General features: G+C 67.6%; 26 protein-coding genes. 10 read left to right on the top strand and 16 right to left on the bottom strand.

Translation table 11 applies throughout. From position 1 onward, the window contains the following. Nucleotides 1–152: 152 nt before the first annotated feature. The 7 genes from acsA to A5756_RS04425 all read left to right on the top strand — a co-directional run bounded on the left by acsA (nucleotide 153) and on the right by A5756_RS04425 (nucleotide 6962). Nucleotides 153–1952, top strand: coding sequence for an acetate--CoA ligase (gene acsA / locus A5756_RS04455; protein WP_066947811.1), 1800 nt, complete (start codon nucleotides 153–155; stop codon nucleotides 1950–1952). Further along, a complete protein-coding gene (gene pdhA, locus A5756_RS04450; protein WP_066947806.1) occupies nucleotides 1949–2920 on the top strand; it encodes a pyruvate dehydrogenase (acetyl-transferring) E1 component subunit alpha in 972 nt (323 codons plus the stop codon). Before acsA ends, pdhA begins: the two co-directional genes overlap by 4 nt. Continuing rightward, a complete protein-coding gene (locus A5756_RS04445; RefSeq protein WP_066947801.1) occupies nucleotides 2917–3894 on the top strand; it encodes an alpha-ketoacid dehydrogenase subunit beta in 978 nt (325 codons plus the stop codon). Before pdhA ends, A5756_RS04445 begins: the two co-directional genes overlap by 4 nt. Further along, the gene (locus A5756_RS04440) at nucleotides 3891–5129 is read left to right on the top strand and encodes a dihydrolipoamide acetyltransferase family protein (protein ID WP_066947796.1); all 1239 of its coding nucleotides are present in this window, start codon (nucleotides 3891–3893) and stop codon (nucleotides 5127–5129) included. The genes A5756_RS04445 and A5756_RS04440 overlap by 4 nt, the downstream gene beginning before the upstream one ends. 6 nt (nucleotides 5130–5135) lie before the next feature. Beyond that, a complete protein-coding gene (locus A5756_RS04435) occupies nucleotides 5136–5387 on the top strand; it encodes an acyl carrier protein (protein ID WP_066947791.1) in 252 nt (83 codons plus the stop codon). A 42-nt stretch (nucleotides 5388–5429) separates the two neighbouring features. Beyond that, entirely contained in the window at nucleotides 5430–6410 is a 981-nt protein-coding gene (locus tag A5756_RS04430) for a nitroreductase family protein (protein ID WP_082959982.1), read from the top strand. Between the two features lie 135 nt (nucleotides 6411–6545). Then, nucleotides 6546–6962 (top strand): pyridoxamine 5'-phosphate oxidase family protein, encoded by a 417-nt coding sequence (locus A5756_RS04425; RefSeq protein WP_066947787.1) that lies wholly within the window; start codon nucleotides 6546–6548, stop codon nucleotides 6960–6962. An 8-nt stretch (nucleotides 6963–6970) separates the two neighbouring features. Here the strand turns inward: A5756_RS04425 and A5756_RS04420 are convergent, their stop codons facing one another. The 6 genes from A5756_RS04420 to A5756_RS04395 all read right to left on the bottom strand — a co-directional run bounded on the left by A5756_RS04420 (nucleotide 6971) and on the right by A5756_RS04395 (nucleotide 12221). Next, nucleotides 6971–8377 carry a bifunctional lysylphosphatidylglycerol flippase/synthetase MprF gene (locus A5756_RS04420; RefSeq protein WP_066947784.1) on the bottom strand — a complete coding sequence of 469 codons (1407 nt, stop codon included), beginning with the start codon at nucleotides 8375–8377 and terminating at the stop codon, nucleotides 6971–6973. Between the two features lie 7 nt (nucleotides 8378–8384). After that, the gene (locus tag A5756_RS04415; protein ID WP_066947781.1) at nucleotides 8385–9176 is read right to left on the bottom strand and encodes a universal stress protein; all 792 of its coding nucleotides are present in this window, start codon (nucleotides 9174–9176) and stop codon (nucleotides 8385–8387) included. 108 nt (nucleotides 9177–9284) lie between these two features. Next, nucleotides 9285–9926: a hypothetical protein gene (locus A5756_RS04410; RefSeq protein ID WP_066947777.1), complete on the bottom strand. Its 642-nt coding sequence runs from the start codon at nucleotides 9924–9926 to the stop codon at nucleotides 9285–9287. A gap of 90 nt (nucleotides 9927–10016) precedes the next feature. Then, nucleotides 10017–10820 (bottom strand): HPF/RaiA family ribosome-associated protein, encoded by an 804-nt coding sequence (locus A5756_RS04405; protein WP_066947773.1) that lies wholly within the window; start codon nucleotides 10818–10820, stop codon nucleotides 10017–10019. A gap of 59 nt (nucleotides 10821–10879) precedes the next feature. Further along, nucleotides 10880–11707: a slipin family protein gene (locus A5756_RS04400; protein ID WP_066947896.1), complete on the bottom strand. Its 828-nt coding sequence runs from the start codon at nucleotides 11705–11707 to the stop codon at nucleotides 10880–10882. Nucleotides 11708–11735: 28 nt separating this feature from the next. Next, a complete protein-coding gene (locus A5756_RS04395) occupies nucleotides 11736–12221 on the bottom strand; it encodes a flavodoxin family protein (protein ID WP_066947770.1) in 486 nt (161 codons plus the stop codon). A gap of 219 nt (nucleotides 12222–12440) precedes the next feature. Here A5756_RS04395 and A5756_RS25785 point away from each other — a divergent pair, with 219 nt between their 5' ends. The 3 genes from A5756_RS25785 to A5756_RS04380 are packed head-to-tail and all read left to right on the top strand — an operon-like array spanning nucleotide 12441 to nucleotide 14427. Next, on the top strand, nucleotides 12441–12617 hold the full coding sequence (locus tag A5756_RS25785; RefSeq protein ID WP_156659222.1) for a hypothetical protein: 177 nt from the start codon (nucleotides 12441–12443) through the stop codon (nucleotides 12615–12617). Beyond that, complete coding sequence (locus tag A5756_RS04385; RefSeq protein ID WP_231989275.1) at nucleotides 12614–14008, top strand: trypsin-like peptidase domain-containing protein; 1395 nt, start codon at nucleotides 12614–12616, stop codon at nucleotides 14006–14008. The genes A5756_RS25785 and A5756_RS04385 overlap by 4 nt, the downstream gene beginning before the upstream one ends. A 14-nt stretch (nucleotides 14009–14022) precedes the next feature. Further along, nucleotides 14023–14427, top strand: coding sequence for a DUF302 domain-containing protein (locus A5756_RS04380; protein ID WP_066947760.1), 405 nt, complete (start codon nucleotides 14023–14025; stop codon nucleotides 14425–14427). Here the strand turns inward: A5756_RS04380 and A5756_RS04375 are convergent. From A5756_RS04375 to A5756_RS04330, 10 genes are all read right to left on the bottom strand, one after another. Beyond that, entirely contained in the window at nucleotides 14378–14878 is a 501-nt protein-coding gene (locus A5756_RS04375) for a hydrogenase maturation protease (protein WP_066947756.1), read from the bottom strand. The genes A5756_RS04380 and A5756_RS04375 overlap by 50 nt on opposite strands. Continuing rightward, the gene (locus tag A5756_RS04370; protein WP_066947752.1) at nucleotides 14875–16167 is read right to left on the bottom strand and encodes a Ni/Fe hydrogenase subunit alpha; all 1293 of its coding nucleotides are present in this window, start codon (nucleotides 16165–16167) and stop codon (nucleotides 14875–14877) included. The genes A5756_RS04375 and A5756_RS04370 overlap by 4 nt, the downstream gene beginning before the upstream one ends. Beyond that, nucleotides 16164–16919 (bottom strand): oxidoreductase, encoded by a 756-nt coding sequence (locus A5756_RS04365; RefSeq protein ID WP_066947749.1) that lies wholly within the window; start codon nucleotides 16917–16919, stop codon nucleotides 16164–16166. Before A5756_RS04365 ends, A5756_RS04370 begins: the two co-directional genes overlap by 4 nt. Further along, nucleotides 16919–17734: an FAD/NAD(P)-binding protein gene (locus tag A5756_RS04360; protein ID WP_156659230.1), complete on the bottom strand. Its 816-nt coding sequence runs from the start codon at nucleotides 17732–17734 to the stop codon at nucleotides 16919–16921. The genes A5756_RS04365 and A5756_RS04360 overlap by 1 nt, the downstream gene beginning before the upstream one ends. A 19-nt stretch (nucleotides 17735–17753) precedes the next feature. Further along, nucleotides 17754–18878 carry a 4Fe-4S dicluster domain-containing protein gene (locus A5756_RS04355; RefSeq protein ID WP_066947741.1) on the bottom strand — a complete coding sequence of 375 codons (1125 nt, stop codon included), beginning with the start codon at nucleotides 18876–18878 and terminating at the stop codon, nucleotides 17754–17756. A 59-nt stretch (nucleotides 18879–18937) separates the two neighbouring features. Further along, complete coding sequence (locus tag A5756_RS04350; protein WP_066947737.1) at nucleotides 18938–19498, bottom strand: hypothetical protein; 561 nt, start codon at nucleotides 19496–19498, stop codon at nucleotides 18938–18940. 41 nt (nucleotides 19499–19539) lie between these two features. Continuing rightward, nucleotides 19540–20538 (bottom strand): nitroreductase family protein, encoded by a 999-nt coding sequence (locus A5756_RS04345; protein WP_066947734.1) that lies wholly within the window; start codon nucleotides 20536–20538, stop codon nucleotides 19540–19542. Between the two features lie 111 nt (nucleotides 20539–20649). Beyond that, on the bottom strand, nucleotides 20650–20916 hold the full coding sequence (locus A5756_RS04340) for a hypothetical protein (RefSeq protein ID WP_066947891.1): 267 nt from the start codon (nucleotides 20914–20916) through the stop codon (nucleotides 20650–20652). 87 nt (nucleotides 20917–21003) lie between these two features. After that, nucleotides 21004–22221: a cation:proton antiporter gene (locus A5756_RS04335; protein WP_066947729.1), complete on the bottom strand. Its 1218-nt coding sequence runs from the start codon at nucleotides 22219–22221 to the stop codon at nucleotides 21004–21006. Nucleotides 22222–22244: 23 nt separating this feature from the next. Continuing rightward, nucleotides 22245–22751: MCE family protein (locus A5756_RS04330; protein WP_082959981.1), on the bottom strand; the 507-nt coding region annotated here is incomplete at its 5' end.

Genomic DNA, 22751 nt, shown 5'->3' with positions numbered 1-22751 from the left:
TTGGACCTTCGGGCATGCGTGGATCGCGCGCCAGGGTCCTTGGTCCCCTGCGTCAGGTCATTGGGCCCGGGGTCGACTGATGACCTTTGTCTCTATTGCGGCGCCGCCGCGCGGCAAACGATGTAGGCGACCACCCAGACCGAGGACCCCTGATGGACGTCATCCGCAAAACAGCCCATGACCATCGTGTTCGGCCCAACCTGACGGACTACGAGCACGAGCGCGCCCAGTTCCACTGGTCTGACGTACCGGATCTGTGCGAGGGCATGGGGCCCGGCCTCTGCAACATCGCCTACGCCGCCCTTGACCGTCACACCGCCGGGCCGGCCGCGACGCGGACGGCGTTGCGGTTTGTCGTCGATCGCCCCTCGGATGGCGTGATCACCACGCGCGACCTCAGCTACGCCGAGCTCGGCCGACTCTCGAGGAAATTCTCCAGCGCGTTGCGCGCGTTGGGCGTCAACCGGGGCGACCGGGTTTTCGTCGTGATGGCCCGTGGCCCCGAGCTCTATATCTCGATGCTCGGCGCGCTGCGCAACGGCAGCGTCGTCTCGCCGTTGTTCTCGGCCTTCGGGCCGGAGCCGATCGCGACCCGAGTCAACCTCGGGCGCGCCGACGTCCTGGTCACCACGAGGGCGATCTACCAGCGCAAGATCGCCAAGATTCGTGATCGGCTGCCGTCGGTCCGGCACATCTTCGTCGTCGATGACGGGCAGGGCGACGGTGCGCCGCCGGGGACCCTCGACTTCTGGCAGTGGGTGAACGCGGCCGATGAGAACCCGCCGGTCGAGCCCACCACCGCCGACGACCCGGCCTTGCTGCACTTCACCAGCGGGACCACGGGTACACCGAAGGGCGCGATCCACGTGCACGGCGCCGTCGCGATGCACTACGTCACCGGCCTGTATGCACTCGATCTGCACCCGGACGACACCTATTGGTGCACGGCCGATCCCGGCTGGGTGACGGGGACGTCCTACGGCATCATCAGCCCGCTGCTGCACGGGGTGACCTCCATCGTCGACGAAGCGGAATTCGACGCCGAACGGTGGTACCGCATCCTGCAGGACGAGGGCGTGTCGGTGTGGTACACGGCGCCGACCGCCATCCGGATGCTCATCAAGGCGGGACCGGAACTGCCGGCGCAGTACCACTTTCCGCGTTTGCGGTTCATCGCCAGTGTGGGCGAACCGCTCAATCCGGAGGCCGTCTGGTGGGGAAAGCGGGTGCTGGGCTTGCCGATTCACGACAATTGGTGGCAGACCGAGACGGGCGGCATCATGATCGCCAACACGCCCGCGTTCGACATCAAGCCCGGCTCGATGGGCCGCCCGCTGCCCGGGGTGGACGCTTTCATCGTGCGCAGCAACGACGACGGCACCGTCGAGGTGATCGACGAACCCGGCGTCGAGGGTGAGCTCGCGCTCAAACCGGGCTGGCCGTCGATGTTCCGCGGGTACCTGAACGCCGAGGAGCGCTACCGCAGCTGCTTCGCGAACGGCCTGTACCTGACCGGGGATCTCGCGACGGAAGACGCCGACGGCTACTTCTGGTTCGTCGGCCGCAAGGACGACGTGATCAAGTCCGCGGGGCATCTGATCGGGCCGTTCGAAGTGGAGAGCGCGCTGACCGATCACCCGGCGGTGGCCGAGGCGGCCGTCATCGGCATACCCGATCCGACGGTCGGTGAGATGGTCAAAGCCTTCGTCACCCTGAAGGACGGTGTCGTGGCTGATGAAGACCTGCGGCTGGAACTGCTGGGCCACGCGCGCAAGCGGCTCGGGGCCACGGTGGCGCCCAAGGAGATCGAGTTCGTGGACTCCTTGCCGCACACCAGTAGCGGCAAGATCATGCGGCGCCTGCTCAAGGCCCGCGAACTGGGGCTGCCGGAGGGCGACACCTCCACCATCGAGCAGCACCCGGCCCACCAATCCGAGGGAGTACCGTCGTGACCGATACGAAGCTGGCCCATGAGCTGTTGTCGGACATGATCCGCGTTCGGCGCATGGAGGAAAAATGCGCAGAGCTCTACAGCGCGGCCAAGATTCGCGGATTCCTCCACCTCTACGTCGGTGAGGAAGCCGTGGCCGCCGGATCGCTGCGCGCGCTGGCCGACGACGACGCGGTGGTCGCGACCTACCGTGAGCACGCGCACGCCCTGTTGCGGGGCATCCCGATGACCTCGATCATGGCCGAGATGTTCGGCAAGCAGGAGGGCTGCTCGCGTGGACGCGGCGGTTCGATGCACTTGTTCGACGGGTCCAAGCGGTTCTACGGAGGCAATGCGATCGTGGCCGGTGGCCTGCCGCTGGCGGTGGGCATCGCTATGGCCGACGCCATGCTGCAGCAGAAGCGCGTGACCGCCTGCTACTTCGGCGACGGAGCGGTGGCCGAAGGCGCCTTCCACGAGTCGTTGAACATGGCGGCCCTGTGGAACCTTCCGGTGCTGTTCTGTTGCGAGAACAACCTTTACGCGATGGGCACCGCGCTGGATCGGGCGCAGTCGCAGACCGATCTCACCGCCAAGGCGGCCGCCTACCGCGTGCCGACGCTGGCCGTCGACGGCATGGACGTCGAAGCGTGCCACACGGCCGCGCAGGAGGGGGTCGATCACGTCCGCGACACCGGCGGCCCGTTCTTCATCGAATTCCGCACCTACCGCTTCCGGGCGCATTCGATGTTCGATCCCGAACTTTACCGGGACAAGGTCGAAGTCGAACGGTGGCGCGAGCGCGACCCGATCCAGGCGTTCACCGAGAAGTGTTTGGGCGACGGCACATTGTCCGAGGCGGACGTGCGTGAGCTCGAAGACGCGGCGGCCACCGAGATCGAGGCCGCGGTGGCGTACGCCGAGGCCGGAACCTGGGAGGACGTGGCGGATCTCGAACGCGACGTGCTGACTCCGGAGCCGGTGCGATGAAGACCAGCTACCGAACCGCCGTGCACGACGCCATGCGCGACGCCCTGCGCGATGACGCGCGGGTATTGCTGATGGGCGAGGACGTCGCGCGTTACGGGGGAACCTACGCGGCCTCCAAGGGCCTGCTGGACGAATTCGGCCCCGACCGCGTGCGGGACACGCCGCTGTCGGAACTGGGCTTCGTCGGGATCGGAATCGGCGCGGCGCTGGGTGGGTTGCGCCCGATCGTGGAGGTCATGACGGTCAACTTCAGCCTGTTGGCCCTCGATCAGATCGTCAATACCGCTGCGGCCCTTCGCCATATGTCCGGCGGGCAGTTCTCGGTACCGCTCGTAGTCCGGATGGCGACGGGCGCCGGGCGCCAGCTCGCCGCCCAGCATTCGCACAGCCTCGAACCGTGGTACGCCCACATCCCGGGCATCAAGGTGGTGGCTCCGGCCACCGTCGAGGACGCGTACGGCATGCTCGCCCCCGCCCTGGCGGACCCGGACCCGGTGGTGATCTTCGAGCACGTTCAGCTCTACAACACCTCGACGGATGTCGACGTCCTCACTCCGACGGACATCTCCCGGGCGGCGGTCCGCCGCAGCGGCAGCGACGTTACCCTGATCACCTACGGCGGCAGCCTGCCGAAGACGCTCGACGCCGCCAATGAGCTTTCGCTAGCCGGAATCGATTGCGAAGTAATCGATCTGCGGGTCCTGCGTCCGCTCGACGACGCCACCATCCTGGAGTCCGTCCGCAAGACGCATCGGGCGGTGGTGGTCGACGAGGCGTGGCGCACCGGCAGCCTGGCCGCGGAAGTGATCGCGCGCGTGATGGAGGGCGCCTTCTACGACCTCGATGCACCGGTGGGCCGGGTCTGCAGCGCCGAAGTTCCCATGCCCTACGCCAAGCACATGGAAGAGGCGGCCCTCCCCCAGACCGCCAAGATCGTCGCCGCCGTGCAGGGCCTGTTCGGGGACCCGTCGTGATCGAGTTCAAGATGCCCTCGCTCGGCTCCGACATGGATGAAGGCACCCTGAACGAGTGGCTGGTCAAGCCCGGGGACAAGGTGACACGCGGACAGGTCGTGGCGATCGTCGAGACCACCAAGGCCGCCGTCGAAGTCGAATGCTGGCAGGAGGGCATCGTCAGCGAGCTCGTCGTGCCCATCGGTGAAACCGTCCAGGTAGGAACGACATTGGCCACCCTGACGGCGCCCGGTGAGGAGGCGGAGACGCCAGCGCGTCCGTCGCCGGAAGCGGCGACCACTTCGGCGCCCGCACCGGCGGCCACGCCGGCCACCGCACCTGCGACCGCGCCGCCGACGCCGACACCGGTCCCCAGCGCTGCCCCGACCGCCCCCGGACACCGGCGGTGGGTGTCCCCGGCCGCGCGGCGGTTGGCCCATTCGCTGAGCGTCGATATCGACGCGGTGAGCGGCACCGGACCCCAGGGCGCCGTCACCATCAACGACGTCGAGCATGCGGCCGCAGCCAGGCCGGTCGAGGTCAAGCCGGTCGGTCAACCGGCGGCCAAGGCGACGGCGGCCTACCGCGCGACCCAGATGCGCAAGTCGATCGCGGCGGCGATGAGCCGGTCGAAGCGGGAGATCCCGCACTACTACCTCGCCGAAGAGATCATGCTGGAAAAGGCGCTGTCCTGGCTGACGACGAGAAATGCGCAGCGATCCATCGACGAACGGGTGCTGCCGGCCGTCTTGCTCTTGAAGGCCGTCGGCGTCGCCGCACAGCGCTTCGGCGAATTCAACGGATTCTGGCGGGAAGACGGGTTCGAGCCCGCGGCGGGGGTGCACGTCGGTGTCGGGATCTCGCTGCGCGGCGGCGGCCTCGTCGCGCCGGCCATCCACGACGTTCCGGAGAAGAAGCTGGACGAATTGATGGACGATCTCACCGATCTGGTGGCGCGGGCACGGTCCTTCTCGCTACGGAGTTCGGAGATGTCGGACCCGACCATCACGCTGACCAACCTCGGCGACCAGGGCGTCGACGCGGTCTTCGGAGTCATCTACCCGCCGCAGGTCGCGATCGTGGGCTTCGGCCAACCGGCCGAGCGGGTCTGTGTGATCGACGGCGGGATCCGGGTCGTCACAACGGTTCAGGCCACGCTCGCCGCCGACCACCGCGCCAGCGACGGACACCGGGGCGCGCTATTCCTGGCCGCGATCAACGAGCTGCTCCAGCAGCCCGACCTACTAGAGAAGTGATGCGCAATGACGAATGAAGACACCCGCGCCGGCGTGCTGTCGGTGCTGACCACCATCGCCCCCGAAGTCGACCCCGAAGACATTCGCGACGACGTCCTGCTGCGCGATCAGGTCGACCTGGATTCCATGGACTGGCTGAGCTTTCTGCGCGGGATCCACAAGAGATTCCATGTCGATATCCCTGAGTCGGACTACGCGACGTTGCGGACACTGGCCGACGTCGTCGGCTACGTGGAGACCAACGCCTCCAAAGTCTGAGCCGCGCGGCATTTTTCGGGGAGCACTCAACAGGGGGCTGGCATGAAAGTTACGAGGCCGGACATCGGCGTGCTCGAACGGGCGGTGCTGCTCGCCTGCCGCGCCCCCTCCGTGCACAACAGCCAGCCCTGGCGCTGGGTGGCCGAGGACGGCGTCCTGCGCCTCTTCGTCGACCGGCAGCGGGCGATAGCCGCCACCGACCATTCCGGCCGCGAAGTGATCCTGTCCTGTGGCGCCGTCCTGAACCACCTCTGCGTCGCCATGACCGCTGCGGGCTGGGAACCGAGAGTCGATCGGTTTCCCGACCCCGATGACACCGACCAGCTGGCCTCGGTCACCTTCGGTCCGCTAGAGCACGTCACCGAAGCCGAGCACCGCCGCGCCGAAGCGATCCTGCAGCGCCGCACCGACCGACTTCCGTTGGGCCGACCCACGTATTGGGACCTGTTCGAACCCGCACTGCGTGACACGTTCGACGACACCGAGGTCGCCCTCGACGTTCTGCCCGACGATGTGCGACCGCTCCTGGCGGAGGCGTCGCAACTCACCGAGGAGCTTCGCCGCGACGACTCCTACTACCACGCCGAACTCGACTGGTGGACTTCGTCGTTCGCATTGGCCGAGGGGATGCCGCCAACGGCGCTGGCCTCCGACAAGGAGAGCTGGCGGGTCGACGTGGCCCGCAGCTTTCCGATCAGGAGCCACGCGGACCGGCGCGCCGAGGTCAAGGTCGACTGGGCGAAGATCCTGGTGCTGTCGACCCCCGAGGACACCAGGTCGGACGTGCTGCGGTGCGGTGAGGTGCTGTCGACGGTCTTGCTCGAGTGCACGGTCGCCGGGATGGCGACCTGCCCGCTCACCCATCTGATCGAACTGGACGAGAGCCGTGACATCGTGCGCGAACTCGTCGGCCTGCCCGGCGAGCCGCAAGTGTTGGTTCGCGTGGGCATCGCGCCGCCGCTGGAGCACCTCCCGGCGGCGACCCCTCGACGCCCGCTGGGCGATGTCCTGCGGGTCCGCTAGCCGGCGCGCTGGGCGACGTATGGGCAACTGGGTAAAGAACTTTGGTCCCGCACCTGCGGGACTTTCGGCCGGCGCCGCCGGTCGGCATCGCCAATACCATCGAGCGTGTAGTGCCGTCGACGAAGAGGACAACTGATGTCGCTGATCGATAATGGGGTTTCGATCCTGCCGGTGAACGAATGCTGGGAGCTGCTGGCTGGTGTGACGTTGGGACGCCTGGTCACCAGCGTTGGTAACCAGCCCGAGATCTTCCCGGTCAATTACGTCGTGCAGCGCAATACGGTGCTGTTTCGTACGGCGGAGGGTACCAAGTTGGTCAGCACGGCGATCAACAACCGGGTGCTGTTCGAGGTCGACGATCACAATGTCGCCGAAGGCTGGAGCGTGATCATCAAGGGCACCGCGCGTTCCTGTCGCAGCAACGAGGAAATCGAGGAAGCCGAGCGCGCTCAGGTACTGCCCTGGACGGCCACGGAGAAGTCGCACTTCGTGCGGATCATTCCCGAGGCGGTCACGGGCCGCCGGTTCCGTTTCGGTGTGCCGCTGGACTGACCCCGCGGCTAGCCCGGCCTGATCCGGCGCGGGCGCGGGACGAATTCCAGCGACAGCAAGACCAGCAGCGCAGCCGGAATATGGTGGGCGCACAACACCACGTAGCGCCGATCGGACAGCGCGTGGAACTTGCGGAGGTAGCGGTACAGGGACTCGAGCCGGATCAGCGGGTCCAGCAAGTGGATCAGCCACAGCGCGATCCGCTGCAGGGACCCGGGTTCAGCGGCCTCGAAGATTTCCGGGAACGCGGCGAACGCCAGCGAAAGACGCTGTCCGCCAGTGGCGCCCGCGTGGGCGATCATGTCGACGCTGAGCCGCTCGTCGACGCCGTTGGGGGCCCCCGGGCGGCGGAACGGCACGTCGAGGCTGACTTCCGATCCCCCGCCGGCGGTCAGGTATCGGTGAAACGCGACAGCCCGCCCGCGCCCGTCCCGCGCGATGGCCAACCACACACCGGGGAAGCGGCCCTGCAACGCGCCGTCGAGGTTCATGCAGAAGCCGCGGTCGGTGCGCACCGCGCGGTGAGCGGCGTATAACACCTCGGTCAGCTCGGCCAGCGTTGCGCCGCTGAGCTTTTGTTCCTCGACGATCTCGGTGGTGACACCGCAGTTGTGCGTGCGCTGCACCGCCTGGCGCAGGTTGCGAAATCGGCGGCCCCGCAGGGTGAAGTGGCGGACGTCGACGACGACGTCGCGGCCGATCGGCACCGACAGCATCGGCTGCCCCACGGTGTCCCTGCGCCACAATCGAAGGTGGCGTTCGCCGGCGGCCAAGACGATGATCTGCCATCCCCGGCCGCGGCACATGCGGACGAAATCGGCTACCAGAGCGTCGAATTGCGCCGCATCGCCAATCGGGTCGCCGCTGACTACGGCGAACCCAAGCCGCGCGCGGTAGGCGATCGCCGCGGTGCCGTCGGGATTGAAGTGATAGCTCTTGCTGGAATGCATGGCGAACGGCGCCAGTGGATCCCCCCGCGTGGCGTCGACCAGCGCCCACACCTGGCCCAGCAGCTCCGGCTGCGGTCGGGCCGTGGTGGGTGACATCAGCGCGAGCCCACTGCCGGCGATCAGAACGTTGCCCAGCACGGCCCAGGACAGGAAATGCGCGCCCAGCCCGGCGCCTACCGCCACGGCCGCATACATCGCGTGTGCCGAGGTCACCGGACGGCCGAGAAAGATGCCGCGAGCGATCAGAGCGGCCGCGCCCAGTAGCGCCACCGACCAGCCGAACCGGCCCGGGGCAACCCGTTCGTAGCCGAGGTACGCTCGCGCGACCAGGACCACCAGCCAAACCAGGACGCACAGCAGCATCAGCACGCTGACGCGGCGTGCCGCGGGGACGTCGGCGCCGACCAAGACCCGTTCCCCGCCGCGCACGACGTTGGTCGCGCGGCTTCCGGGGGTGATCTTCATGGGGCCACTAGCGCACGACGAGCACGGAGCATTCGGGGTGGCGGAAGAGGGGATGCCCTTGGGGCCCGACCAATTGAGCGAGCTGACCGGCCTCGTCGGCCCCGATCACGGCGAGCTGAACCCTCTCGTCGTTGGCGCTCAGGTAGCTGGCGATGCCGTGCTTGGTAGTGATCGGGTAGACCCGCACCTCGGGATAGTGCTGCCGCCATGCCGCGACCCGGCGTTCGAATTCGCCGTCGGCGTGCTCGGTGAGTTCCTCGGGCCGGCCGCCGAGCACCAGCATCGGGGCCCTGCGCAACTTCGCCTCCGCCGCAGCGAAATTCACGACGGCGTCGTTGCCGGGTGCGTCCGTCATCCGGACCACGATCCAGTTGATGTCGGGCGCCGGCCGGTCGGATTCGGTCCGCAAGACCGCGACCGGACAACGCGCCTTCTCGGCGAGCTCCGTGGCCGTCGAACCCACGATGGAGCGTGCGTAGCGTCCGATGCCGACACAACCGACGCAGATCATTGCCGCATCCCAGGATGCCTCCAACAGCACAGAGCCGGCCGGGCCCCGCGGCACGTCGGTTTCGATCGCGACCGCCTTACCCGTGGCCTCCACGGCCAACCGTGCTGCATGCAGCGACTTCTCGGCGTGTGCGAAGTCGCGCTCGTACTCTTCCGCGGAATCGTGCGCCGGCTTGATAACGGAGATGAGACGCAGTGGCGCGCCGCGGGTGATCGCCTCGTCGACACCCCATAGCGCCGCCGTGATCGCCGCCGCCGAACCGTCGATTCCTACCAGGATTGGTTTCATGATCCGACCTTTCTGCTGTCGAAGTTAGGCAGTCCGCTCGGTCGGCGCTAGGGTCGTTCGGCCTTCCCGCGGTGGACCAATGGGCAACGCGGGCAAAGGCGGGAGCTGTCAGATTGTTTCGACCGACGAACGGATCGGCGCTGGCTCGGCGGGCCGCTCCGCCCGCCGCTTGATCGCAAGCATCAGCCCACGGGTCCCGAGCGCTATCAACGGCCTGGCCAGTTCCATCACAAACACTTCCCCCGGGTAGCGCAGGGCGATTCGAGCGCGCGCCAGCAGCCGGACGCGGTCCTCCCAGTGCGGCTGGAGATGAAGGGACAAGACCACGTTCCACTGCGGCTCGGATCGCATGGCATTGAGGACCACGTATTTTTCGGGCACGATCTCCGTGACGCGTAACGTCAACCCGCCGGGTAACCCCATCCAGCCCTCGGGAGCCAGGCGCACCGAATCCCCCACCCGCAGTCCCTCGCTAGCATCTTGCCCTGCACCGCTTTCCGCCTCGGAGCCGTAGCCTTCTCTCCTGTCCCGGCCGATCTGCAGGAGCCGGGACCAGACCACGGACGCGGTTGCATCGATGTCGACCGCCTCGGTCGTCTGAACCGCCGGATCGCTGACCAAGGCGTCACCCGGCACGCGCATCTGCGACTCCGCCTTGGTTGCACCCCAGTTGCGGTAATACCTGCGCGCGCAGTAGAGCGCGGTGAGCAACACGGTGGTCTGGGCGATCCGCCTCGACATCTTGGACATGGCGCCAGTCTGCGCGGAGCGCCCCGATGCCTGCGAGGGTCCTTGGTCCTTGGTGGTGCGCCGATATGCTCTGCGCGCCGCTGAAGGGTCCTAGCCGGCCGGGGTGATCAGACCGTAATGGCCGTCGTAGCGGTGGTAAAGCACGCTGGCGCAGCCATAGGCGGCGTGAATGAAGAACAGGAACGGCAGGCCGAGCATGGCCAGCCGGTCGGCGGCTCCCTCTTCGGTGAGGCACGGCAGCGGTTGTTGGCTGATCGTCACCGGCAACGCATGCCGGCTCACCCGGTCGGTCAGAGCCGGCGCGGCCAGCGCGAGGCGGTAGCCCGTCGGCCCGGCGCGATACAGCACACTTGCGGTGCCCGTGCCCTTCTCCGTGAACAGGTGAAAGTCGTAGTCGAGCAGGTCCATTTCGCGGGCGGCATCGTCGACGGTGCAGGGCGCCATCGTGAACGACTTGCGCCGGATGACGCGGCGCTGATCGGCCGGACGGGGGAAATAGTTCGGCCGGTGCGCCGGCTCGGACTCATGCCGCCATTCGTGGGGGCCCGCCGGCGGCAGCTCGCCGCGGCGCGCGTCCCAGCGCCCGGCGGCGCGTTCGAGGCGGCGGCGCAATCGCGCCACGAGAAGATCGACCGCTTCCCGCGCCGTGTCGGCCTGGACCTGGGCGCGGACCGCTCGGCCATCGACGTCGAGATTGGCTTGCGCGACGACGGGCCGCTGCACCGCCGGGTCGCGATGTCTGCTCAGTCTCACACGGGCGTGCCGCACCGGCCGGCTCGCGTACCGCGTGAGCTCACCGACCTTGGTGCGGGCGTACTCGGCCGCAGCGGGAAGCTCGTCCCGGATGGCTACCTGCACGTCGATGTCCTGTGGCGGTTGTGTCCTGTGGCGCATGGTTAAAGTGCTACGTCACGAAACCGGCTGCGGGACAGGGTCAAAGGTCACCCGATCCTTCATTGCAGTGCCGCCGCCCGCGCCAGCTTCTCCTCGGATTCCCCGGGGCTCTTGGACGCGTCGGTCTCACGCGCCAAGAAGGCGGTGAGTTCCCCGATCGCGGTCATCAGCGGGGCCGGGAAGACGATGGTGGTGTTCTTCTCCACCCCCAGTTCGAGCAAGGTCTGCAGGTTGCGCAGCTGCAGGGCCAGCGGGTGACGCATCATGGTGTCTGAGGCGTCGCCGAGGGCAGCCGCGGCACGGGCTTCCCCCTCGGCCGCAATGATTTTGGCCCGCTTCTCCCGCTCCGCCTCGGCCTCGCGCGCCATCGCGCGTTTCATGCTGTCGGGGAGCTGAATGTCCTTGAGCTCTACCAAGGTGACCTCCACGCCCCAGTCCACCGTGGTGGCGTCGAGGATCTGGCGAATGCTGCCGTTGATCTTCTCGGTTTGGGCGAGCACCTCGTCGAGGGAATGTTGCCCGACGACATTGCGAAGGGTGGTCTGTGCGATCTGATCGATGGCGGCGTGGACGTTTTCGATCACCACGACGGCCTTGCGGGCATCGACGATCCGGAAATAGGCAACCGCGGCGATGTCGACACTCACGTTGTCGCGGGTGATGATGCCCTGGGACTGGATGGGCATGGTCACGATCCGCATCGAAATCCGCCACAGGCGGTCGATGATCGGAATGATGATCCGCAACCCGGGTTCGCGAACGCCGATCACGCGGCCGAGGCGGAAATGCACACCCCGTTGGTACTGCTGCACCACCCTGATCGACGCCGCCAGCAACACCGCGACGACAATGCCCAAGACCACCAGAATTGCGGCAATCTGGCCCATCACGATCACCTCGATCCGCTTCGCACCGTCACGAAGCCGCCGGAGAGCCGGCGGCCCGCTTGTGAATCCGGGCGGCGAACGCCGCCGCGCGATCGAGGTCGTGTTCGTTGGGCCGCCCCCGGTTGATCCCGCCGATGAATCCGAACGGCCCAACCGTGTCGAACCCCCGGCACGAGAACGATCCGACGACCTCGAACCCCTTCTGCTCGAGCTTCTCCCGAACGGGTTTGTGGTAACCCAACAGCGGAACCTCGCGTGCGCCGCTGGTGAAAAACGTGAAGGCCGCGGTTGGGTGGTCGGCGGCCGGGAGCTGACGGATCAATTTGCGCAGCCTCGCGTCCATCATCATGTAGTAGATGCCGGAACCGAACCCGACGAGGTCGTAGTCGTGAACGGTGCCCGGGTCGACCGACTCCGGTGTGACGACCTCGGCACCCAGCACCGCGGCCATCCGATCGGCCACCAGGCGGGTGTTGCCATGCGACCTCGAAGCGCACACGATAAGCGACCTCATGGCCAACTCCTTTGCGAATGTGGCTCAGACGGTTCCATGCTCCGCGGGAATGGCGGCCTCGGTAAGGGCGCAAAGGCACAGCGCCGTGAGGGCCTTGGTCACTTCTGTGAATCGTCCCTGCTGAAAGCCGAAATCGGCAGACGAACCGAGGTCCTTCACGGTCGGGACTTCGGTCCCTATCCACGTGCCCGGCGAACCGGTCGAATAGGGGTTGTGACTGTGACAGTTCCCGCAACGGATGCCGGTGCGAAGATCATCGTCCTCGAGTCGCATCCGGCCTGGATTTCAGCGCAACGACAGGCGGCCGAGCGCGTCGAGGCGATGCGCCGTCATCCGTCATCGATGACCCGCCCGTCCCATTGGGCCGAAGCCCAGCTGCGGCGGCCCCGGCCGTGACTCGAATAGCGGCGAGAGCGCTGGCGTTGCCGGCCGCCGCCCTCATGCTGTTGGCGGGGCCGGCGGGCATGGCGGCTGCCGACAGCGGGCGTCCACAAGCCAAGCCCGAGGAGCGGGCAGCGGCTCTGATCCGGCCGTCCATCATGTATCTCGCCGGTGAAGGCTACGGGCTGGTCCGGCTCCCCAACGGTGAGGTGATGTCCCAATTCGGGCGAGGCACCAGCATGCCGTTCCTGGCCACCTGGCACTGCACGGCCTTCGTCGTCAACCCCGACGGTTGGGTGGCGACGGCGGGCCACTGCGTCGACCCGGCGAGCGCCACACTTCTGATCCTCAAACGGGCCGCCCTCCAATACCAGAACGAGTATCCGGATGCGCCCGAGTCGAGCGATCCGGCGGTCACGTTGGACTGGCTGCAAAAGAACGCGAGGGTGGAAGGCGACACACCCGGCCAAGGCCCCCACGTGGGCATCACGCTGATGTCGGGCACGGGAACGAAACTCGTGGATAAGTTGGCCGCCAACGTCGCCGATTTCCGGCCGATGGGGAAGGGCGACGCCGCTCTCCTCAAGATCCCCAAGCGCAACCTACCGTCGTCGGAACTCGCTACCGATGCCGACGTCACTATCGGCACGCCCGTCCTCGCGGTGGGCTTCCCCGAGAGCACCCAAAACATCACCGGCCCTTCGCTCGACCCCACCTACAAGAGCGGCAAGGTCAGCAAGAAGTCCCTCGCGGGATCCAATCCCGAGTACGAGATCGACGCCGCGATGACCGACGGCATGAGCGGTGGACCGACGGTCGGGCTGAACGGAAAAGTGCTCGGCGTCAACAGCTTCGCCCCGGTCAACGAAACACAGCCGTTCAACTTCATCACGCCGGCCGACGGCATCGCTGCGATATTGGCCGGCAAGGGTGTGAAGCCGGCGCTTGGACCCGCGGACCGGTTCTACCGCAAGGGATTGACCGACTTCTATGCGGGTCGCTACACCGATGCGATCGACGAGTTCGACCAGACCCTGGCGATGTCGCCCGGCTACCCCGGTCTGGACGATCTCAAGACAACGGCGGTCAACCTGCGCCAGCAGTACGGGGATTCCTCCCCGCTGAGCGGACGGAATCTGTTGTGGTACCTCGTCATCAGCGTCGCTTCGGTGCTCGGGCTCGGCGCCGGCCTGACCTACCTGGGGCTCAGGCTCCATCGTCGCGTCCCCACGGCACCCGACGTACAACCGCTTCGTCTGATGCCCAAGCATGAGTTGGATGCCGGTGAACCGCACTTCTGCGCACATTGCGGGGCCGAGCACCACCCGAGCGAGCAGTTCTGCCCGAACTGCGGCAAGCACATAGACCTTCCTGCGGCGGTACGGGGAACCGGACTGATTTCCTGACGGATGGCCTATCGGTGAGCGCGGGATTATCAACCAGGGTGGCGGCCCGGTTCGACGATGCGGCGGCCCGCACTCGGGGAGCCCTTGCACAGCACGGATTCGGCGTGCTGACCGAAATAGATGTCAGGGCGAAGGTGCAGGTTCAGCTTGGTGTGGAGATGGAGGACTACCTGATCCTGGGCGCCTGCGATCCCGCCGTGGCGTATCGCGCCATCGGTGTGGATCGAGAGATCGGCCTGCTGCTGCCGTGCAACGTGTTGGTGCGCGCCGACCCGGGTGACCCGGGCACGGTGATCGTCGAGGCGATGGATCTCGGGCTCCTGGTCGAGGTGACCGGTGAGCCTGCGCTCATCGCGATCGCCGCCGAGATCACCGAGAATCTGCGTGCCGCGATCGCTTCGCTGACCGAAAGCGATTGATCTCGGCGGCGACCATGCCGACCACCACCGGGACGGCTCGTTCGACCATCGGGCTCAGCCCATCCCCATGGCCGGTGTCTGCCGCCTCGACGGCGAAGACCACCACCGCGCCGGGTACCCGCCCGAGCTCTCGAGCCAGCGCATGGGTGCGGCCGATATCGATGCTGTGCGAGCTCAACCCCTCGGCTTGGGTGGGCACCTCGTCCAGCTGGTAGCGATGGACGCGGCCCGGGGCCGCCGGGGTGACGACCGCCGCGTCGATGACCACGGCCAGCTCCGCCCCGCTCCACGCGTCGAGAACCCCCAACGGTTCCGCAATGCCCGTATGCACAACGACGTTCGGCCAGGCGAGGCGTTCCATTGCCATCGCAGCGGCCACGCCGACGCCGTCGTCGCGCCGGTAGCAATTGCCGAGCCCGATCACGGCAACCCTGCCGGCACCCTCGGTCATCGTCGCTGCACCGTCAGCGTCAAGAAGTGCGCCGAGCAGGAAATGCATGGGTCGTAATTACGAATCACCCGCTCGCACAGGGCCGTCAGGGCGGCATCGTCCAAGGTGAGGTTGTCGGACACCACCCGGGCGAGATCCGCTTCAATGGCGGCCTGGTTCTGCGATGTGGGCGGGATGATCGTCGCCGCACAGACCAGCCCGCCATGATCAATGTCGTAGCTGTGATACAGCAGGCCACGGGGCGCCTCGCTGACGCCGTGCCCGGTTCCCGGCCGGGCCCGTACGTCGACGAAAGGCCGTGGCGGCCGCTCGTATCCGTCGATGATGCGCAGCGCCTCTTCGATCGCGTAGACGACCTCTACGGAGCGAACGATGATGCTGCGAAACGGATTTCGGCATTCCTGCGAGAGCCCGGCCGCCGCGGCCGCCTGGGCCGCGATCGGTGAAAGAGCCGACGAGTTCAGGCTATAGCGCGCCAGGGGGCCGGTGATGTAGCGGCCGCCGTCGAGCGTCGCGTGCAGGGCGGTGGAATGGGGCACCTGCAACTCGCGCACGTGCTCGGTGAAGTCGTTGACCGCGAACGCCTCCCCGGCGCTGCGCGCGATGACGCCGTTCTCGATCGGATACTGGCCGACCTGGCTCAGCGCCAGCATCTCATGGTCGAGTTCGAGGTCGGGGAAGTCGAAACCGGCTACCCACTCGACCGTCGCGACCGCGTCGTCGAGCGCCCGGCGTAACTGCTCGGCGACGGGAGCGAACTGCGACCGGCTGGGCACCGAGTAGAACCCACCCAGGCGCACGTTGATCGGGTGGATCGACCGCCCGCCGACGAAGTCCATCAGCGCATTGCCCGCCTTCTTCAATCGCAGGCCGCGTTCGACGATCTCGCGCTCGTCGCGAGCCAGCGCGATCGCATCGGGGTAGCCGAGGAAGTCGGGTGCGTGCAAGAGATAGATGTGCAGCATGTGGCTGTGAATCCACTCGCCGCAGTACAGCAGCCGGCGCAGCGCGACGAGCTCTGGATCCACCTCGACGCCACAGGCGCTTTCGATCGCGTTGCAGGCGCTCACCTGGTAGGCGACCGGGCAGATTCCGCACACCCGCGCGGTGAGATCCGGCGGCTCGGTGTAGGCGCGTCCTCGCAGGAATGCTTCAAAAAATCGGGGCGGCTCATAGATGTTCAATTCGACGGTTTGCAGCGCACCGTCCTTGAGCGTGACGTGCAGCGCCCCTTCGCCTTCCACCCGGGTCAGGGTGCCGACGGACAGCGTCCGGGTCGCCGGGTTCACGGCTTGCCCCGCTCGGCAGCGAAGTTCACGACGTTGAAGGTCGAGAACACCCGGTCGACGTCACCGTCGGACATCCCGTCGCGGCGCAGCAACGGGATCAGTGTCCCGATTTGCGGCGCCGCGGACGGGCCGAAACAGCCGTAGCAACCGCGATGATGGCTGGGGCACAACGCACCACACCCGGCGTGGGTGACCGGCCCCAGGCACGGAATGCCGTCGGCGACAACGACACACGTGGTCCCACGCAGCTTGCACTCGGTGCACACGGTCTTGGCCGGGAGCCGGGGTTTGCGCCCGATCAGCAGGGCCGCCAAGGTGTCGAGCAGCTGGCCCCGATCGATCGGGCAGCCCGGCACCTGGTAATCCACCTTGACGTGCGCCGAGGCGGGCGTCGAGGTTGCCAGCGTGTCAATGTATTCCGGCTTGGCATATACGACGGATGCGAACTCGGCGACGTCGGCGAAGTTGCGCAGCGCCTGCACTCCCCCGGCCGTCGCGCACGCGCCGATGGTTACCAGCACCTTGGACTGGTCGCGGATTTCGCGGATCCGTTGCTCGTCGTGATGGGTGGTGATGGAGCCCTCGACAAGAGACACGTCGTAGGGTCCGCCGACCATCGAGCTCGACGCTTCGGCGAAGGTGGCGATCTGCACCTGGTCGGCGAGGGTCAGCAACTCGTCCTCGCAGTCGAGCAGCGTCAGCTGGCAACCGTCGCAGGAAGCGAACTTCCACACGGCCAGAGTGGGACCCATTACAGCTCCTTGACTGCCAGTAGCGGGGCGGCGACGTCGTAACCGACGACAGGCCCGTCGCGACACACCAGCAACTGGCTCAGCTGGCAGTGGCCGCACGTTCCGATTCCGCATTGCATGTTGCGCTCCAGCGATACCCGAATATCGTTGGCAGCCATACCTTTGGCCAACAACGCCTCCGCGGCGAACCGCAGCATCGGCTCCGGGCCGCATAGAAACGCGGTGGTGCGGTCGGGATTCAACGCGAGCCGCTTCAGCGGCTCGGTGACCAGGCCGACCTCGCCGCGCCAGCCATGGACCGGGACGTCGACGGTCAAGTGCAGTTCGATCTGCGGGTCGGCGGACCACGTCTCGAGCTGGGCGGCGAACACGAAGTCCTCGCGCGAGCGGGCGCCCGCGATCAGGATCAGCTTGCCGTAGCGCGCCCGCGCGGCCAGTGCGCCCAGTATCGCCGGGCGCAGCGGGCACAGCCCCACACCCCCGGCGACCATGACCAGATCTCGCCCGGCGGCTTCCTCGAGCCCCCAGGTCGTGCCGAACGGGCCCCGCACCCCGATGACTGCGCCCGGCTGCGCGTCGTGCAGGGCGCGGCTCACCGCCCCGACCGCGCGGATGGTGTGCGTGATCGAGCCGTCGGTGACCGTGGGGTCGCCGCTGATGGAGATCGCGGCCTCGCCGACGCCGAAGGCGTAGAGCATCATGAACTCCCCGGGCTGTGGGGTGCGCAGGGCTTCGCCGAGCGGTTCGAGGCACAGGGTCGCCGAGTCGGGGCTTTCCACGACGCGGCTGCGTACCCGGTAGGGGTTGGGCGCCATCGAGGACGGTGGTGTGCCGTCAGTCATCGCGGGCCATTTTGTTCATCTCTTCGGTGATGTCGATCCCGGTGGGGCACCAGGCGATGCAGCGCCCGCAGCCGACACAGCCGGAGGAGCCGAACTGGTCGTGCCAGGTGCCCAGTTTGTGGGTGATCCAGTGCCGGTACCGCGATTCCGGGGACTGGCGCACGCTGCCGCCGCCGTGCACGTAGGTGAAATCGAACTCGAAACACGAAGCCCAGTGCTGCCAGCGCTCGGCGTGCTCACCGGTCAGGTTGCTGACGTCCTCGGTGCTTGTGCAGTAGCAGGTCGGGCACACCATCGTGCAGTTGCCGCAGGTCAGGCAGCGGCTGGCGACCTCCTCCCACTGCGGCGATTCGCGCGACTCGATCAGCAGGTTGCGCAGGTTGGTGTCCGGCATCGCGCGGCCCATCCGGTGCGAAGCGGCCTGCACCGCGGCGTGCGCCGAATCGATCTCCGCATCGTCGGCAACCCGATGGGGAACTGCGGCAAGGACTTCGGCACCCTCGTCGGTGCCCACCTCGACCACGTAGGTCACGCCATCGTCGTCGGGCCGCTCCGTGAGGGCCAAGTCGTAGCCCGGTCCGGCCGCGGGGCCGGTGCCCATCGAGGCGCAGAAGCACAGGCCGCCCGGCTCCGTGCAATTCACCGCGACCACGAAGATCTGGCGATGCCGGCGGACGAAGGAGTTGTCGGGGAACTGGCCCCGGCCAAGGACCCGGTCGAGCGTCGCGATCGCGGCCAAGTCACACCCACGCACGCCCAGGAACGCGTACCGCGGAACCTCCTCGTCGGAATCGGCGGTGCTGAACCCGTCCCGGGTGCCGGACCACAGCCGGCGCCGCGGCGGGTGCAGGAACTGCTTCCAGGACTGGGGCCCCGATGAGTGCCCGAACGCCGCGTCATCGTCACGCCTGCGCACCCGATACTGCCCGGGCGCCACGTCGACGCCCCATCCCCGCGGCAGGTCGGCGGCGGACTCCAGCTGATCCAGCACGATCGCGTTGTCCCGCAACGTCGGACCGATGACACGGTATCCGCGCTCGATCAGGATCTCGACCAGACGGTGCAGTCCGGCGGTGTCAAACGATGCGGCACCGTGGTTCTCGCCGTATCCGCTCATCGGCCCATCATCCGCCGGTTCGGTTGTGCTGTATAGGGGTTTGGCAACGGGGTCATCGGCTACGAGGCCTCCGCGAGCAACTTGATGTCGCGTTCCCACAGGGCGTCGCGGGCGCGATCCAACCGGGACCGGACGACCGCCACGAGTGCCGCCATCGTCATCGTCGCCGCCAGCGCTGTCACCAGCGCCACGCCGGCCGCCTCGCCCACGGCGAGCCAGGCGGGGGTGGGCGGATCCACCGGATTGCCGTCCCCGTCCACCCACATCTCGATGGTTCCGCCCACCTTGGCCTGCTCGGTGACCACCAGTGGTCCGTTGCGCTCCCCGCTCGGCCCTGGCCACTTCGCCTGCACGACAACGACACCCAAATCCTCGACCAGAGCGTCGACGATCGTCGCCATTACCCGGTGCCGCTCGTGCGCCTCCCGGGTGTACACCCCATCCCGCGCGCCGTAGGTCACCGCGCCGAGCACACCGGCGAAGGGGACGGCGATCATGGATACGACAAGCGCGACCAACATGACCAACGATTCGATGCGGTCCGCGCGGCGGAGCAACGGGTTACGGCCGAAGACGCGAGCGATCCGCCAGCGGCTGGGTTCCCAGGTGAACGTCTCCATAGTGTCCTCTGCGCCGCAACCGTTTCGGTGGATTCGCCGGTTCAGAGGGCGACCTGGTGCTGGTGATCGGTCACCCACTCGACGAAGTCGGAGAGCTCGCGCCGCGGTGTCGCCGGCAACGGGTCCGCGTTGATGGGCGCCCAGCCGACCCGAAGCAGCATCTGAGGATGACTGCTGTCGCCGAAGATGTCGGACTGGACCGCCGCGCGCGTTTCGGGCGTCTCCAACGGTTCGGTGACCGGGCAACTGGCCAGCCCGAGCGACGTCGCGGTGAGCAGCACGACGCTGGTCGCCTCGCCGGCGCGTAGCTGGGCCAGGCGGTCGTCGTTGCGGGTGCCAAGTGCGAGAACGACGGCGTTGTCGTCGGCCGACGACGAGTCCGGCGGCATGGGCAGCACCGGGCCGGCGAAGACCCGGCCCGGAATCTTCGCCGTGAGATCCGGCACCGGCGTGTTGCGGGCAGGGACACCGGCCACCGACGCGTAGCGACCACTCCACTCGGTGAGCTCGGCGAGATAGTCCTGATTCATGTGGTCGCGGATGGATTGAGCGACGATCTTCCGCAGATTGTCGAGGTCTTCGACCTGGCACAGCGTTACCCCGTTTCGAGCCGCCCGCGCCGCCATCAGCGCAACATCGCCCACCGGCACGGGCCAGGAGCTGTAGTAGCGCCGGTCGGTTCGCCGCCGCGGTATGGCCGCGGCCAGCGCGATGTCGACGGAGTCGGCGCGGTGTGGCGAAAGCTCGATGGCCGCAAGGTGGCTGGGGTCGGCGGGGTTCGGGAGCCGGGTCACCTTGGAAAGCCACCCGACCGCCGCAAGCGCGACAACACAGTGATGCAGGGCCGCACCGCAACTCAGCATCAGGTCACGGCCATCCGGGTCGGTGTTGGGCAGTTGCCGGCTCGTGTCGGAGTAGAGGTGCAGGCTCGTTGCGTCCACCCGCCACCGCCAGGGTTGGGTGTTATGCACCGAAGGCGCCCGAGATGCCAAACTCAAGACCGTCCGGACCGTGCCGGCATCCGGAAATCGAGTGTTCATGGCGGTCGTTTCCCTTCGGTATTTCTTCGTCTTACCTACGATTGCCGATCGGTGCCGGCCCGACGAGAGCCTGACGGCTCTAGCCCGAGGGACTTTGGGCCAATCGCATAGCTACGCGGCCGCCGCGACGCTCACGTCGACGGATAGCCGATCGCCGATGGCGTAGGCCACCGACCAGTCGCCGAGGCACGCCGCCCGTGCCAGCTCGTCAACCAGGGGGCTGTGGGCGCCAAGCTCCGCCAGCCATGCCGTGACGATGGGTGCGATCTCATGACCGGGCACCCGGACGGTGCGTCCGCCGTGCAAACGATCGGTGACGCGGTACATCATCGGGGTCGGCACGGCTCGCAGGTGGTGGCGTCTTGTTGTGAGCCTCATCACGGCCTCCTCGATCGAGCCTGGAATACATCCGACCACTCCACCGCTCCGGCCCACAGGGCCGAACGCAACCGGGCGGCAGGTGCTTCAGTCGTCCTTTCGAGGATGCGGAGGTCCCGCGGCGGAAGGGCCCTTGGTCACCTGGCTCCGTGACGCGAACGCGCCCGCGACCGAGGCGGCCGCGATGGTCAACAAGGCGCCGAACATCAACGCCGACGCTTCGCCCGCGACGAGCAGGTGTTCCTGGGTGCCGATGGCGGCCGCGGCCACCGGCACCCCGAGCTGCCCGGCCGAAAGCACCGCCAGGGTGAGCGGCTGGCCGAGCAGCCTGCCGGCGCAGTGTGCCAGCACGGCCCCGAGCCCCAGTCCCGCGCCGAGCAGGATGAGCTTCGGGTGCGCACCGAGCTCGCGCACCTGTAGGGAAGCGCCCAGCCAGACGAAGAACAGCGGGCTGAAAAACCCCTCGGTGATTCCGAACAGCTGGCGCGCCAACCGTCGCGGTTCGCCGACCATGGCGACCACCAGGCCCACCGCGAAGCCCGCCAGCATGACGGACACGTGCGTGCTCATGGCGAGGGCCGCGAGGGCGAACAGCACGATGAGGTTGGTGCGCAATTCCAGGGCGAACCGCCGATTCTCGGAGTAAACGTGCATCCGGCGGCGCCAGCCCTTGGCGTCGGAGGCGCGCAGCAGCACGTAGAACACCCCCGCACACGCGGCCACGGCCAGCGCGCCGAGCGCGGCGGTGGGCGCATGCCGGAGGTCAATCACCAACGGCAGCAAGACAATACAGGCGGCATCCGCAATAGCGATCTGCGCCGTAACGGCAATCACCTGCGGCCCCTGTAATCGCAGGGAATCGATCACCGGCAGCGCCAGCGCCGCCGACGACGAGGCCATCAGCACGGCGTACATCGCCGCGTGGCCGGTGCCGAAGGCAGCCGCCAATCCGGCCCCGAGCGCCACCGCGACGGCGCCACCCAGCGCCGCCCGCGCCAGCGCCTGCGGTAGCGACGCGCGCAGTGCGGTGGCGCCGACCGGGACATGGGTGCCCACGACGAACATGACCAACGCGAAACCGATGTTGGCGAGCAGCTGAAACGTCGGGTTGGTGACATCGACGACGCCCAAACCGGTCCGGCCGACGACGAGGCCCGCGACCAGCTCGCCGATGATCACCGGTATCCGAAGGCGCGGCAGCGCCGCCAGCAGCGGACCGGCCAATCCGATCGCGGTCAGCAGCGCCAGGGTGTGGAAGCCGAACCCCGGCACGTCAACGGTCCCTGCGCACAAGCACGAGGACATTCTGCATTCTTCGCGGCGCAGTTCTAGGGATTGATCGTGTTATCCCCGACCTGGCGGCCCCAGACGTATTCGATCGCGTACGGCGACCCGGTGTCGAGGTGGTTGTAGGGGGCGATGCTGTTCCCGGTGTCCATCACCAATTCGGGTGCGGGCCAAAGGTGTCGGGTGATGGGCTGCCAGCAACCCGGGGCGCCCCCCGGGCCGCCGCGCGCGTTCACCCGCGGCAGGTTTTCCGGGTAGCTGTACGGGTTCGGCGCGCCGCCGACGACCCCGGCCAGCCCGCCGACCAGGCTGGCAAGGGTGGCCACCGCCGAGACCGGGTTGGCCAGCAGCCCCAACCCGGACAGCGCCTCGGTGTTCATATTCAACGAGTAGCCGTTGAAACCGCCCTCGGCCGCGCCCGTGGCGGCCAGCGCATCGTTTTCGTTGCGCAGCAAGCAATAGATCTCGGGGCTGTAGGTGTCCAGCAGCTGGGCCGTGGGCACCAGGTCGGCGGCGCCGCGCGCCAGGTACGGGCCGCCCCGGTTGAA

This window comes from Mycobacterium sp. 852002-53434_SCH5985345 (assembly GCF_001667155.1).
Taxonomy (GTDB): domain Bacteria; phylum Actinomycetota; class Actinomycetes; order Mycobacteriales; family Mycobacteriaceae; genus Mycobacterium.
The sequence above is the reverse complement of the archived record's forward strand: the minus strand, read 5'-3'. Positions and strand labels throughout refer to the sequence as shown.